Genomic DNA, 14,317 nt, shown 5'->3' on the forward strand with positions numbered 1-14,317 from the left:
ATCAGCCGAAGAGCCCCTATGCGCACCTCCCAATACTTGCTTGCTACCGTTAAAGAAACCCCGGCGGACGCCGTTGTGACCAGTCACCAGCTGATGCTGCGGGCCGGCATGGTGCGCAAACTGGCTTCCGGCCTTTATACCTGGCTGCCATCCGGGTTGCGGGTGCTGCGCAAGGTAGAACAGGTCATCCGCGAGGAAATGGACCGGGCCGGCGCGCAGGAAGTGCTGATGCCGGTGGTACAACCCATGGAACTGTGGGAAGAATCCGGCCGGGCGCCGGCCTATGGCCCGGAGCTGCTGCGTATTACCGATCGCCACAACAATCCGTTCTGCCTGGGGCCGACCCATGAAGAAGTGATCACCGACATGGTGCGCAACGAGCTCCACAGCTACAAACAGCTGCCGGCCAACTTTTACCAGATTCAGACCAAGTTCCGTGACGAAATTCGCCCACGCTTCGGCATCATGCGTTCGCGGGAATTCATCATGAAGGACGCCTATTCCTTCCACACCAACATGGATTGCCTGGCAGAAACCTACCAGATCATGCACCGGGCCTACTGCGCCATCTTTGATCGGCTGGGTCTAGATTACCGTCCGGTGGAAGCGGACACTGGCGCCATCGGTGGCGCCGCCAGTCACGAGTTCCATGTACTGGCTGAGTCCGGCGAGGACGATATCGCCTTTTCCGACGGTTCCGACTACGCCGCCAATGTGGAACTGGCGGAGGCGCTGGCCCCTGCCATCGAGCGCCCGGCCCCCGGCGCCGCCATGGAAAAGGTGGATACCCCCAATGCCAAAACCATTGAGGAACTGGTGGCCCAGTTCAATCTACCCATCGAGAAGACCATCAAGACACTGGTCGTGAAAGGTGCCGAAGAAGACCAACTGGTAGCACTGCTGGTACGCGGCGACCACGAGCTGAACGATATTAAAGCCGAGAAGCTTGATGCCGTCGCCACGCCGCTGGAATTTGCCAGCGAAGATGAAATTCGCAAAGCAATAGGTGCAGGCCCCGGTTCACTGGGCCCCGTAGATCTGCCATTTACGGTCATCGCTGATCGCAGCGTGGCGGTGATGAGCGATTTCAGTGCCGGCGCCAATGAAGATGGCAAACACCACTTCAACATCAACTGGGAACGGGACGTGGCCCTGCCGCAAATCGCCGACCTGCGTAATGTGGTCAACGGTGATCCCAGCCCCGATGGCACCGGCACCCTGAGCATCAAACGCGGCATCGAGGTGGGTCATATCTTCCAGCTCGGCACCAAGTACTCCGAAGCACTGGGCGCCACCGTGCTGGATGAAAATGGCAAGTCCGTGGTGATGCCCATGGGCTGCTACGGCATTGGTGTCACTCGCGTGGTCGCCGCCGCCATTGAACAGAACAACGACGACCGGGGCATCATCTGGCCACAAGCCATTGCGCCGTTCCAGGTGGCCCTGATTCCGGTGAACATCAAAAAAAGCCCCCGGGAACGGGAACTGGCAGAAACGCTATACGCTGAGCTCACCGCTGCCGGTATTGAGGTGATCTTCGATGACCGTGAGAAGGAACGCCTTGGCGTAAAACTGGCTGACAGCGAACTGATCGGCATCCCCCATCGTATCGTCATCGCCGAACGCGGCATGGACAACGGCGTGCTGGAATACAAGGGACGCCGGGATGCGGACAAGACCGAGGTGCCGGTTGATGAGGTGGTGGCGTTCATCAAGGGAAAGTTGGGGACGAATTAATAGTTAATAATGAATAATTAATAACGTCGCAGACCCGGTTTTTCAGATCTGGAAGCAAAGAGGCTGCGCCCAAAGTTTGGGCGCGGCCTCTTGCGTTTTAAACTGTTAATAACTATTAATTAAATTTTCACCGTGCGCTTGACGGCCATCACCTGGCTCATGGTGTTATCGCCATGGGCGGTCAGTTGCCAGAGAGGCAGGCCGCGAGTGTCTTTCTCCGCTGACCGGGCAATCAGCCCCAACGCCCGCAGATGGATTTTCACCTGATTAAAGGCATGGGCCGCCAGCACCACATTACGCACGGCGTGGGCTCGAGGGAAATCGTTCTGCACATCCCCCAGCGCCTTGCGGCCGATAAAATCTTCCAGCGCCTTCTGCAACACCGGTTCCGCCGCCGGGTTCAACATCAACGGCGCCACACAGGAAAAGGCCTGATCCCAACTAATTTTGGTGGTTACCATGGCCAGCTTGCAGTCACCGCCTTCATACACATTGCAGGAATAATCCAGCGCTACCTGGTCTCCGGCACGGGCCAGGGTTTTCAAGGGGGGGCGCGCCTGACTGAGCGCTTCTTCGCGCTCTTTTTCCAACAGTTCAATGCGCGCCTTGAGCGCCTCCGCCTGGGCACCACCGCCCTCACCCGCCTGATCGGCACGCACCCACCCCACTGCATGGTGCTCACGCATCAGGTGGGGAATGACCTTGCCAGCTAGCTCATTCAGGCCTGCTTCAGTACTCCAGCGATAGCAGGTCACCTTTTCTTCCAGCAGGCGCACAAAATCGTCACGGCGCACCTGACCGTCCCGGGTCGGCTCACGCTGCGCTTCCGGCAACGCAGAGGGGTTTTCATGGATGAAGGCAATAATCGGTTTACGCTTGGTGGCGGCGAAGATGTACTCACGGTGGATCTCGCTGAGCCCCATGGGCGACAGGGTGCCGTAACGGCCGCCCACAATCAGGATGAAATAATCACTGGTTTCGATCAGCTTCTGGATCACTGGCAACAGGGTATTGCCGTCCGCTGCCGCACTGTCCAGGCCGGTAGGAATCAACCCATGCTCCAGCATGGGCAGTATCAGCGCCTGGCGCGCGCCCTGCATATCAGGGAACGTGGCGCTGATAAAGACTTGATAGCGTTTGTTGGCTGTCGCGCTCACCCTGATCAAAACCTCTTTCTTCGTAATTCCGGCCCGCCGGGCCGTGCCTGTGGAGGGCTATTAAAGCGCCTGACTGCCCTGATCACAAGCCAGCCAGCTGACCCAAAAGCCGGGTCTGGACGTGACATGGGACATTTAACCGGTTCGTGCTAGCCTGAGCCCAGCCTATAACGCGGCCGGGGCCGCTATAATGGCGGGTCGCACGGGCAGGCAGACGGGAGCCCCGGGCACTCCACTCTCAAAGCTTACAGGAAAGGGACGCCATGCAAACCATTGCCTTTTACAACCTGAAAGGGGGCGTAGGTAAAACCACCACCGCAGTCAACGTGGCCTGGCACGCTGCACGCTGGAAACACCGAACCCTGCTCTGGGACCTGGATCCGCAAGGGGCCGCCAGCTTTTACCTAGGGGTGGACGATGGCGATGGCTACAAGGCCGCCAACCTGATCAAGGGCAAACAGCCCATTGGCCGCCTGAAACGGGAAACCCGCTGGGCGAATCTGGACGCCATTCCCGCCGACCTGTCCATGCGCAACGCCGATATCAAACTGATCGAAAATGGCGGCGCCAAAAACCGCCTGAAGCAGCTGATTGCCCCGCTGGGGGAAAGCTACGAACTGGTGATTCTGGACTGCCCGCCCACGCTAAGTCCGCTGGCGGAGAGCATCTTTGCTGCGGTGGATTATCTGTTCGTCCCGGTGATTCCCACTCACTTGTCCGTGCGCGCTTTTCAACAGGTTATGGACTGGCTGGACAGCAAGAACTACAAGAACCTGACCGTGGTGCCGTTCTTCAACATGGTAGACCGCCACCGCGATCTGCATGTGGAGATGCTGGTGAAACGGCCCAAGGTCATGAAAGGTGGATTGAAAGGCTGGATCCCCTACTCCACCCATGTGGAGCAGATGGGCGACCACCGCGCCCCGGTCGGCGAGTTCGCCCCCTACACCCCCTCCGCCCAAGCCTTCCGAGCTATGTGGTTCGAGATTGCGGGGAAACTCAAGCTTTAGTTGACAGTTGATAGTGGACAGTTGACAGCTAAAACACGCGCGGCAGGAATTGGTAATCATGAAACGAAAGAGGCCGCGCCCATGCCTTGGGCGCGGCCTCTTGTGTTGCAGACCGGACAAATCGGCTCCGCGAAGCTGTCAACTTTCAACTGTCCACTGTCAACTGCGTTCCCAAGGGTTTGCCCGCTTCAGCACCTCATCCAGATCCAGCCCTCTGGGCAAGGTGCCATAGTTCCGGTCCCCATGCTCTCCCAGTCGCGAAGCAATAAACGCTTCCGCCACGGCGGTATTACCGGCGGCCACCAGCTGGCTGGCCTGCATGGTCAGTGATACCCGATCCACGATATCCCGGGCCCGGTATTGCGCCTCATCCATATCGCTGAATTCGCGCTTGAGCGCATCCACAGCCTTGTCCAGGCGTGCATCGCTGCCCTGGGTCTTGGCCAGTTCCGCAAACCAGGTATCCAGCACCGCCGGTGTTTTGCCCAAGGCGCGCAGCATATCCAGGGCCTGCACATTGCCCGAACCTTCCCAGATCGCATTGATCGGCGCTTCGCGGTACAGGCGCGCCATGATGAAGTCTTCCGTCACGCCATTACCGCCGAGACACTCCATGGCCTCGTAGGCATGGAACGGGGTGCGTTTGCAGATCCAGTATTTTCCCGCCGGCAAGCCCAGTCGCAACAACAGCGCCTCATGGGTGTTGCCCGGATCCAGGGTGGACTGATCCAGCGCTTCTCCCATGCGCATGGCGATGGCCAGGGAACCTTCCACTTCCAGCTGCAGATCGGCCAGCACGTTGCGCATCAGCGGTTGGTCCAGCAAGGTCTTGCCGAAAGCCGCCCGCCCGGCGGCATGATTCACCGCCTGGGCCACCGCCTGACGCTGCCCGGATGCGGAACCAATCATGCAGTCGAAACGGGTCATCGCTACCATTTCGATAATCGCTGGCACCCCGCGACCTTCTTCGCCGACCAACCAGCCCAGCGCACCGCGCAACTCGATTTCCGAGGAGGCGTTGGACACATTGCCCATCTTGTTTTTCAGGCGCTGTACCTGGATCGGGTTCTTACTGCCATCCGGGCGCCAGCGCGGCACCAGAAAACAGCTCAACCCGCTTTGCGTCTGGGCCAGCACCAGAAAGGCGTCGCACATGGGGGCCGAGGTGAACCACTTGTGGCCCACCAGCTCATAGGCCTCACCCGGCCCTTCATTGCCAATGGCGGTGGCAACGGTGGTGTTGGCACGCACATCGGAGCCGCCCTGCTTTTCGGTCATGCCCATGCCGATGGTCAGCGCCTGTTTCTCGGTGTGGGGCACATTGCGCGGGTCATAAGCGTTATTAAGAATCTTGGGCAACCACTCCTTCGCCAGTGCCGGCGTCAGGCTAATGGAGGGCACCGCAGCGAATGTCATCGTCAGCGGGCAGCCGTGGCCTGCGTCCGCCTGTGCCTGCAAATAACTCTGCGCTGCCCGCGCCACATGAGCGCCCGCCCTGGGGTTTGACCAAGGCGACGAGTGAATGCCGGATTCCAGCCCCAAGGCCATCAGGCGATGGTAAGACTCATGGTATTTCACCAGGTCCACCCGATACCCCTGACGGTCATGGGAGAAAAACTGCGGCTTGTGCTCGTTAGCCAAAAAGCCCCATTCGATTACCTCGGCGCTACCGGTGCGTTCACCATGCGCAGACAGGGCCTCCTCCGCCCAACCCGCACCGTGGCGACGCACCGCCTCGCGCAGGGCCGTATCGTTGTCGTAAGCGTTGTAATTTTCCAGCGCCCGGGCCTGATTGAAGACCTCATGGGTCTGTGCCAGCGGGTCCGCTTTCAGGGTGTCGTGCTTGGCATTCATGTGAGCTCTCCCGATTTATTAACGCAGCCTGTTTCTCGCTTGATGCAACAAGCTCCACGCCCCACGCGGGGAAAGCGTGCTTGCTGCCGCTGCCACTTTTTACGCAGTCTGTTGCTGCTGAATCGCCTCCGCCTGCGCCCGTGGAGCACCCACCGCGCGCAGACAAAATTGGGTCAGGGATTCCGCCAGGCTGGCCTTGGGTAGCGGCTCCGAGAGCGGCCCCACCAATGCCTCGGCAATAGCGCCCACCAGCGCGGCGGCGCTGACGGCTGTGTCCTGCAACGGCAAGGCGCCCTGGCTGACACCATCGCTCAACAGTTGCTGGTACAGCTCGGCATAACGCTGGCGGTAGATCAGACGCTCCGCGTCCACGGCCGGGTCCACCGGCTCGGCAATCAACGACCAGGCCAGCGTAGGCGCGGCTTGCGCCCGGCGTACAAACACCTGCAGCACGTAGCCCAGCCGCTGGGCAAAATCGCCGTCTTGCTCCATGGCCTGGGCCACCGCCGCCACTTCCCGCTCGGTGGCCAGGCGAAACACCTCCGCCGCCAGCACCGCCTTGTTGTCGAAATAGCGATACAAGGTGCCCACACCAACCCCGGCCTGGCGGGCCAGCGTCTGCATGGTCAAGCCGGCAAAACCGCCGTCGCGCACCAACTGCTCCGCATTACGCAGCAAGTGGGCGCGCTGGGCCGCCTTGCGGGCTTTCACATTGTCGGTTTCCCGGTACGCCATAAACGGAATCCATATTCATTTCTTAAAAGAAGTGAATCATGGTTCCGACTTTCGAGCAAGCACCACCTGTCGTGCGGCTCTATTTTGTAGGAGCACCGCCAGCGGCGCGCCTACAACAAACCTGCCAACACTCCCAGCGCCGCCATGCCCAGCACCATCCCCCACAAGGGCACCGTCTTGCTGCGCAGCACCACGAATCCCGCTACCACGATCAGCAGATCCCACCCATCATGCACCGCAGAGACGAACACCGGCTGATACAGCGCCGCCAGCAGCAACCCGACCACCGCCGCATTGATGCCCGCCACCGCACCGGCCAGCGCCGGGCGGGAGGACAACCATTGCCACCCTTCCATCATTCCCAGCACCAGCAAAAAACCGGGCAGGAAAATCGCCAATGTGGCCAGCAAGGCGCCCCACCAGGGGCTGGCTGGCAGCAAAACGGCCCCCAGATAGGCGGCCAGCGAGAACATGGGCCCAGGCACCGCCTGTGCCGCCGCATAACCGGTAAGGAACGAATCCGGGCTCATCTGTGGCCCTACCAGCTCCTGCAATAACGGCAGCACCACATGGCCGCCGCCGAACACCAACGCACCGGCAGTGAAAAAATCATTCCAGAGACCCAGCAACCGCCCGGCGGGTAGCACCGTCAACAGCGCCAGCAGTCCCAACAGCCCCAACGGCAACCAACGCCAGACCGGCTTGCCCTGCAACGGCGCCACGTTTGCGGGGCGCAACCAGTACCAGCCCACCGCTGCCGCCAGTAGCAGGGCCGCCACTTGGCCCCAGAGCGCAGGCCATAGCACCAGCAACAGGGCCACACCCAGCGCCAGCCCCCGTGTCAGCAGGGCCGTACAAAAGCGCGTACCCATATTCCACACGGCATCAGCCACCACCACCACCGCCAGCCACTTCAGGCCGGTGACCACACCGCCCTGCAACCACCCCGGCAACCCTGAGGCATACATGGCCAGCAGCGCCATCAACAAGAATGACGGCAAGGTAAAACCCACAAAGGCAACAAAAGCCCCCACCACGCCACCGCGCACCCGGCCAATAGCAAAGCCCAGCTGGCTGGACGCCGGACCCGGCAGAAACTGGGTGAGTGCCAACAGGCGGGCAAAATCGGCCTCGCTCAGCCACTGCAGCTGCACCACAAACCGCTGGTGAAAATACCCCACATGGGCCGCCGGGCCGCCAAAACTGACCATCCCCAACAGCAAGAACTGACGAAATATTTCTGCCATTAGCTACACGCTTTTCCGTCCACAGTGACCGAAACGCTACCACACAGTAATGCCGTTCGGATGTCATCGATCCTGCCCGGCGGGTATACTCGCGGCCATGCAATCCAATGCCCACTCCGTGCTCGAACATGTTTTCGGCTATCACCAGTTTCGCGGCGAACAGCAGGCCGTTATCGACACCCTGATACAGGGCGACGACGCCCTGGTGCTGATGCCCACCGGCGGGGGTAAATCCCTGTGCTACCAGATCCCGGCATTGGTGCGCGCCGGCACCGGTGTGGTGATCAGCCCGCTGATTGCCCTGATGCAGGACCAGGTGGATGCGCTCAAGGCGCTGGGCGTGAAAGCCGGCTTCCTTAATTCCACCCTGTCACTGGAGCAAGTCCGGACTCTGGAAAACGCCTTGCTGCAGGGCGAGCTGGACATGCTCTACATCGCCCCGGAGCGGCTGATACAGCCGCGCACCCTGGCGCTGCTGAAACAAGCCGAGATCGCCCTGTTTGCTATTGATGAAGCCCACTGCGTATCCCAGTGGGGGCATGATTTCCGCAACGACTATCTGCAGCTCTCTCTGCTGCACCGGGAATTCCCGCAGGTGCCCCGCATTGCATTAACCGCCACCGCGGACCAGCGCACCCGCACGGAAATTGCCGAGCGACTGGACCTGACCCAGGCCCGGCATTTTGTTTCCAGCTTTGATCGCCCCAATATCCAGTACCGCATCGAACGCAAGGACGGTGCCCGCAATCAGCTATTGCGCCTGATACGCGCGGAGTACGCCGGTGAAGCGGGAATCGTCTACTGCCTGTCGCGCAACAAGGTGGACCGGGTGGCCGAATGGTTGTGCCAGCAGGGTATTAATGCCCTGCCCTACCACGCCGGGCTTTCTGGCCCGATACGGGAAAAACACCAGCAGCGCTTTCTGCGCGAAGATGGCATTGTCATGGTCGCCACCATCGCCTTTGGCATGGGCATCGACAAACCTGACGTGCGTTTTGTGGCGCATCTGGATCTACCCAAAAGCATCGAGTCCTACTATCAGGAGACCGGTCGCGCCGGCCGTGACGGCAACCCGGCCACCGCCTGGATGGCCTATGGGCTGGAAGATGCCATCAAGCTGAAGCAGATGCTCGCCCAGGGCAGCGGCAATGAACAACACAAGCGCAACGAAAACCAACGCCTGGAAAGCATGCTGGGGCTGTGCGAAATCACCCACTGTCGTCGCCAGGCCCTGCTGCACTACTTTGGCGAGAGCCTGGAAAAATCCTGTGGCAACTGCGACACCTGCCTGCACCCACCGGAAACCTTCAACGCCACCGAAGCGGCCCAAAAAGCCCTGAGTTGCGTCTACCGCACCGGCCAACGTTTCGGCGTCAATCACCTGATCGACGTGCTTACCGGCAACCGTTCCGACAAAGTGGCCAGTGCCGGGCACGACCATGTGTCCACCTGGAACATCGGCAACGAATTCAACGCCACCCAATGGCGCAGCATCTACCGGCAACTGGTGGCCCGTGGGCTGCTCACCGTGGACATGAACGGTTACGGCGCGCTGCAACTGACCGACGCCTGCCGCCCTTACCTGCGCGGGGAGCAACCCCTGCACCTGCGCAAGGAAATCGCCAAGGCGAAAAAAGCCAGCACCCGTAAAAGCCAATCCAGCGTGGCAGAAGCCGACCGCACACTGTGGGAAGCCCTGCGCGCCTGCCGCAAACGGCTATCCGAAGAAGAAGGGGTGCCGCCTTATGTGGTATTCCACGATGCCACCCTGATGGACATGCTCGCCATCCGCCCGCGCAATCGCATGGAGTTTTCCGCTGTGAGCGGTGTCGGGGATCGCAAGCTGGAGCGTTACGGCGACGACTTTCTTGCCGTTCTCAATGAAGCCGCGAATGGCAACAGCGCAAGCGAGCCAGAAGACTCCGGCCCGGACAGCAACGAGATTCTCACCCTGGCCCTGGCCAACATGGACCCGGCCGCCATCGCGCGGCAGCAGAACCTGAAAGAGCAGACCATTTACCGGGAACTGAGCCAGCTGGTGGTCAACGGCAAGCTGTCACTGGAACAGGCTCTGGGCCTCAGCGACGTGGAAATCGGCATCATTCAGGACGCCCTGCTCAGCCAGACCAACCTGGCGGAAGACACCTTCAGCTACCGGCAGATCAAGGAACAACTGGCTGACGACTGGCCCACCGGTGTCCTGCACTGCGTTCGGCAAGCCATTCTGGCTCAGTGCTGAGCCAGATTCAGCACGAACGTTCAAATAAAATTCACTGGATCGTCAATTCCCACACACACGCCCTCTCCACAATCCCCCCACCGACTTTTACCTCACTGGGGAATTCATTGTGAAACGGCTCAACTCTAGCCTTGCGGCTTTGTTTACCACGCTTGCACTTTCCGGCTGCGGAGGCGATTCGTCTTCCTCATCCGACGACACAGGCACGACCGATAAAGGCGGCACACCCGCCACCACCGCCACCGTGCGTATTGGCTTGCTGCCCGACACCCAGGGCGGTGGCGACAACGTGGCCATGCACCCGATGAAAGCGGTGCTGGATAAAGAACAGGCACTGGGCGCCAACATCATCATCCCCGTGGGCGACCTGACTGACCACGGCACCACCGGTGAATTCGAGCAGTGGACCTCCATTGCCGAAGGCTACCGCGATGCCGGCATTGAATTTCTGCCGTTGATGGGCAACCACGAAGACAGCTATGCCTACTCGGTGGAGTGGGTTGAAAACATGAAGCACTACATTCCCGATGACGCCGTCCATATGGCCGGCGCGCAGTACCTGAATTATTACGTGATCCGCGACAACGTGATGATTGTTCTGCTCAAGTACTACAACCTGCCGATCGCTTTCCAGTGGATCAAACAGGCGGTCAATACTCATCGCGATGAGGTAAACCACATCGTGATCGCCAGCCACGATGGCCTGATCGGCGCCAAATACGGGGAAACCCGCGAAATGATCGTGGAAGGCGTCACCGGCGATAATCTGCTGATGGATCAATGGGACGATATCCGCGCCTTCTTCGCCCGCAATGACGTGATCTGGGTACAGGGCCACGAGCACATGTACCAGCGTTCCGTCATCACCGCCCCGATTTATGTGGACCCGGCCTCCTGGACCGAAGAGGAAGGCAACTACCGCCTGCCGCAATACACCCAGATCGTTTCCGGCAACGCCTCCTACAAAGGCTACGAATTCCGTTACGGGGAACGCGAGCTGGTGCAACGTATCGTGCAGCAGAAAATGAACACCAAGAGCAACGGCTCCACCGCCTACGATGTGAATGCCTCGGTGCTCACCTTCAACGGCCCGCGGGTAGACTATGAATCCTGGTTCGCCGAGCACACCATCAACAGCAACGAGGACGGTGTGAAAGAGCTGGCGGAGCCCAACTGGCAATTGCTGGACCGTTTTTCACGTACCAGCAACCGCTGCGAGCGAGTGGTCTACCCCAACTCCATTCCCGACGGCACCCGCCCGGTCATGTACCTGGACAGCCAGTACATCAGTAATGACTGCCGCGCAGACGATGGCAGCACCGCAAGAATGGTGGCCGGCACCAACAACACCTTCAACCGGCTGGAAAGCCGCACCCGGGACATGGAACTGACCCCTGGCTTCAGCCGAGCCGAGAGCGTGCCGGACCTGATGCGCCTGTCTTACCAGTACCTGTTCCAGTACAACCAGCCCTGGACACCTAACCTGAACGCAGAAAACCGCGTCATCCCCAACAGCGGCGACAGCAACGTGCTGGATATTCCGGAAACCACCATGGACCTGAAAGAAGACGTGGCCATGAGCTGGCAACCCGCCACGGAAGATACCCTCAGCGACATTCTGATCATCAGTGGCACCCAGAATCAGACTGGCACTTACTCCAGTGCCTATGGCGCGATCAAGGATCTGGAAGCCGATACCGGCCTGCCAGGCAGCCAGCCGGACGGCACCGCCAAGCAAGCCCATACCCTGCCCGCCAGCGCCAGCAAGGACTGGGATTTGAGCAGTGCGGTCTCCGATCGCTATGCCCTCACCTTTGATGCCACCGCCGGCGCCGCCGGGACCACCACCCTGGGCATGCATAGTGAATCCGGTTGGCAGCCTGTCACCTCAGCGGACTGCGTGATCAACCAACCTTTCGATGAGAGTTTCCTGACTACCCCGCCAGTGCGCAGCGCAGGCTGCGACGCGGAACCCCTGGTGGGCTTCGATGCTGACCACGGGCAACGCTGGTGGGTCGTTCTGGAACAGGACGCGGAACTGGCCTTGCTGGCACGCTAACCTGCCATATAAAGCCCGGTTACCCGACCCTTCCCGTCACGCGGGGAGGGTCACCCCTGCTCTTCCTGGCGTTTGAACGAGCGAGAAAACTGCAGAATCAAGAAGTTGATCAGCGACAACACCAGGGCAATTTCATAGCGGTTGTAGGCCACCGAAATACCGATCGCCCCGGTATTCCACAGGCTCGCTGCCGTGGCAGTACCGCTCACATTGGCGCCATCCTTGAGAATCGCCCCGCCACCAATAAACCCCATACCGGTAATGATCCCGTACATGACCCGCGCTTCCGCGTCGGATCCGGTATACACCTGCATCCCCACCAACATATAGCCACAAGCCGCAATAGAAACCAGCGGGAAGGTACGCAATCCCGCACCTCGCGCCTTCTGCTCCCGGTTCCAGGCCACCGGCAACGCCAGCACAAAGGCTGCGCCAAGCTGAATCAGATGAGTACCCACCTGCGCCCAGTCCAGTTCCTGCATATCGCTCTCCTTGCTTAATCGCACCGAACCCCATGCGCGACACCTGACAGTCACCCAGCCCGGCTACCATTGAGACGCATATGTAAGCAAAAGCTTACACCGACACAACAGAAGCTCACCGCCGGATCACGCTACCGTTAGTACACAGAATAAACAGAGGGGAAGGAAAAATGGAACAGGATGAATCTCTGGACCTGAACTGGCTGCCCGAGCAACTGGATAGCATCTTCGAAGACAGCCATGCCGCCGCTAGCGGTCAATGGGAATCCGTACAAAACCACGATATCAGCCACCAGGCGGCCTGAACCGGCCGTCGGCTTTACCAAGCATTACTCGTGTTCACGCCCCGGATCAGTTAGGCTTGCCGCCCTTTTCCAGCTGATCCTCCCAACTTCATGCATTTTTCAGATCTCGGGCTGTGTGATGCCCTGCAAGCGGCCGTGGCTGAGCGTGGCTACGACACGCCTTCCCCCATTCAGGCCCAGGCCATTCCCGCCGTTCTCTCCGGCCGTGATGTGATGGCCGCCGCCCAGACCGGTACCGGCAAAACCGCCGGCTTTACCCTGCCGCTTCTGGAACGCCTGCGCACCGGCACCCCCGCGCGCAACAATCAGGTCCGCGCCCTGGTACTCACTCCAACCCGCGAGCTGGCCGCCCAGGTGGCAGAAAGTGTTGCCACCTATGGCAAGAACCTGCCGTTGACGTCCAGCGTGGTATTCGGTGGTGTGAAGATCAACCCGCAAATGCAGCGCCTGCGTGGCGGTTGCGATGTGCTGGTGGCTACACCAGGACGCCTGCTGGATCTGTATCAGCAGAACGCGGTGAAGTTCGATCACCTGGAAGTGCTGATCCTGGATGAAGCCGACCGCATGCTGGACATGGGCTTTATCCACGACATCCGCAAGATCCTCTCGAAACTGCCGCCCAAGCGGCAGAACCTGATGTTCTCTGCGACCTTTTCGCCGGAAATTCGTGCGCTGGCCAAGGGGCTGGTCAACGACCCCGTGGAAGTGGATATCAGCCCGCGCAACACCACCACCGAACTGGTCACCCAGTGGATCGCACCGGTGGACAAGAAGCGCAAACCCGCCCTGCTGACCCACTTGATTCAGGAACACAGCTGGTTCCAGGTACTGGTATTCAGCCGCACCAAACACGGCGCCAACAAACTGGCCAAACAACTGGAGGCCAGCGGCATTGAAGCCGCCGCCATCCACGGCAACAAAAGCCAGAATGCACGCACCCGCGCCCTGGCCGATTTCAAGAGCGGCAAGGTCCGCGCCTTGGTGGCCACCGACATCGCCGCCCGCGGTCTGGATATCGAGCAGCTGCCCCAAGTCGTGAATGTGGACCTGCCCAACGTACCCGAGGATTACGTGCACCGTATCGGCCGCACCGGCCGGGCCGGCGCCACCGGGCAGGCCATTTCCCTGGTTAGTGCCGACGAATTCCAGCAGCTCAAGGACATTGAGCGCCTGACCCAGCAACAGCTGGAGCGCAAAATCGTGGCCGGTTTCGAGCCCGGTGAACCCCTTCCCGCCGCGCGCGCACCCTTGCCTCCCAAGAGCAAACGTCCCAAGAAGCCGAAACCCGCTTCCGCAGGCAGAAACCGGAACGGGCAATCTTCCGGTAGCGGCCAGCGCGCCCAGCAGGGCAGCAAGGGCAACCCGAACGGTAATGGCGGTAATAGTGGCAATGGCGCAAAACCTGCCGGGAACGGGCAGCGTCGTCGCCGGCCGCAACGCAACAGCCGTCCGGAAAATGGCAATAAAGCCTGACTCTGAAAACAGCACCCGC

General features: G+C 60.3%; 11 protein-coding genes. 6 read left to right on the forward strand and 5 right to left on the reverse strand.

The features are described from left to right. Window positions 1-18: 18 nt before the first annotated feature. The gene (locus CL546_RS06930) at window positions 19-1,737 is read left to right on the forward strand and encodes a proline--tRNA ligase (protein ID WP_290493850.1); all 1,719 of its coding nucleotides are present in this window, start codon (window positions 19-21) and stop codon (window positions 1,735-1,737) included. 119 nt (window positions 1,738-1,856) lie between these two features. On the opposite strand, the gene CL546_RS06935 is transcribed toward CL546_RS06930, so the two are convergent. Continuing rightward, window positions 1,857-2,894: a DUF4062 domain-containing protein gene (locus CL546_RS06935; RefSeq protein ID WP_290493851.1), complete on the reverse strand. Its 1,038-nt coding sequence runs from the start codon at window positions 2,892-2,894 to the stop codon at window positions 1,857-1,859. A gap of 263 nt (window positions 2,895-3,157) precedes the next feature. Here CL546_RS06935 and CL546_RS06940 point away from each other — a divergent pair, with 263 nt between their 5' ends. Beyond that, a complete protein-coding gene (locus tag CL546_RS06940) occupies window positions 3,158-3,904 on the forward strand; it encodes a ParA family protein (RefSeq protein WP_290493852.1) in 747 nt (248 codons plus the stop codon). Between the two features lie 159 nt (window positions 3,905-4,063). Here CL546_RS06940 and CL546_RS06945 read toward each other — a convergent pair whose 3' ends face one another. The 3 genes from CL546_RS06945 to chrA form a co-directional block, all read right to left on the reverse strand. Beyond that, a complete protein-coding gene (locus tag CL546_RS06945; RefSeq protein WP_290493853.1) occupies window positions 4,064-5,758 on the reverse strand; it encodes an acyl-CoA dehydrogenase family protein in 1,695 nt (564 codons plus the stop codon). A gap of 99 nt (window positions 5,759-5,857) precedes the next feature. Beyond that, window positions 5,858-6,493 (reverse strand): TetR/AcrR family transcriptional regulator, encoded by a 636-nt coding sequence (locus tag CL546_RS06950; protein ID WP_290493854.1) that lies wholly within the window; start codon window positions 6,491-6,493, stop codon window positions 5,858-5,860. Between the two features lie 110 nt (window positions 6,494-6,603). Continuing rightward, on the reverse strand, window positions 6,604-7,740 hold the full coding sequence (gene chrA / locus CL546_RS06955; RefSeq protein WP_290493855.1) for a chromate efflux transporter: 1,137 nt from the start codon (window positions 7,738-7,740) through the stop codon (window positions 6,604-6,606). A gap of 97 nt (window positions 7,741-7,837) precedes the next feature. Here chrA and recQ point away from each other — a divergent pair, with 97 nt between their 5' ends. Together recQ and CL546_RS06965 are read left to right on the forward strand one after the other, a co-directional pair. Then, entirely contained in the window at window positions 7,838-9,979 is a 2,142-nt protein-coding gene (recQ, locus tag CL546_RS06960) for a DNA helicase RecQ (RefSeq protein ID WP_290493856.1), read from the forward strand. 109 nt (window positions 9,980-10,088) lie between these two features. Then, entirely contained in the window at window positions 10,089-12,038 is a 1,950-nt protein-coding gene (locus tag CL546_RS06965) for a metallophosphoesterase family protein (protein WP_290493857.1), read from the forward strand. A 50-nt stretch (window positions 12,039-12,088) separates the two neighbouring features. Here the strand turns inward: CL546_RS06965 and CL546_RS06970 are convergent, their stop codons facing one another. Continuing rightward, entirely contained in the window at window positions 12,089-12,520 is a 432-nt protein-coding gene (locus tag CL546_RS06970; RefSeq protein WP_290493858.1) for an MgtC/SapB family protein, read from the reverse strand. A gap of 170 nt (window positions 12,521-12,690) precedes the next feature. Between CL546_RS06970 and CL546_RS06975 the strand changes: the two genes are divergently transcribed. Beyond that, on the forward strand, window positions 12,691-12,825 hold the full coding sequence (locus tag CL546_RS06975; protein ID WP_290493859.1) for a hypothetical protein: 135 nt from the start codon (window positions 12,691-12,693) through the stop codon (window positions 12,823-12,825). Window positions 12,826-12,915: 90 nt separating this feature from the next. Next, window positions 12,916-14,298, forward strand: coding sequence for a DEAD/DEAH box helicase (locus CL546_RS06980; protein WP_290493860.1), 1,383 nt, complete (start codon window positions 12,916-12,918; stop codon window positions 14,296-14,298). Window positions 14,299-14,317 lie beyond the last annotated feature (19 nt).

Source organism: Alcanivorax sp., assembly GCF_002726155.1.
GTDB lineage: Bacteria > Pseudomonadota > Gammaproteobacteria > Pseudomonadales > Alcanivoracaceae > Alcanivorax.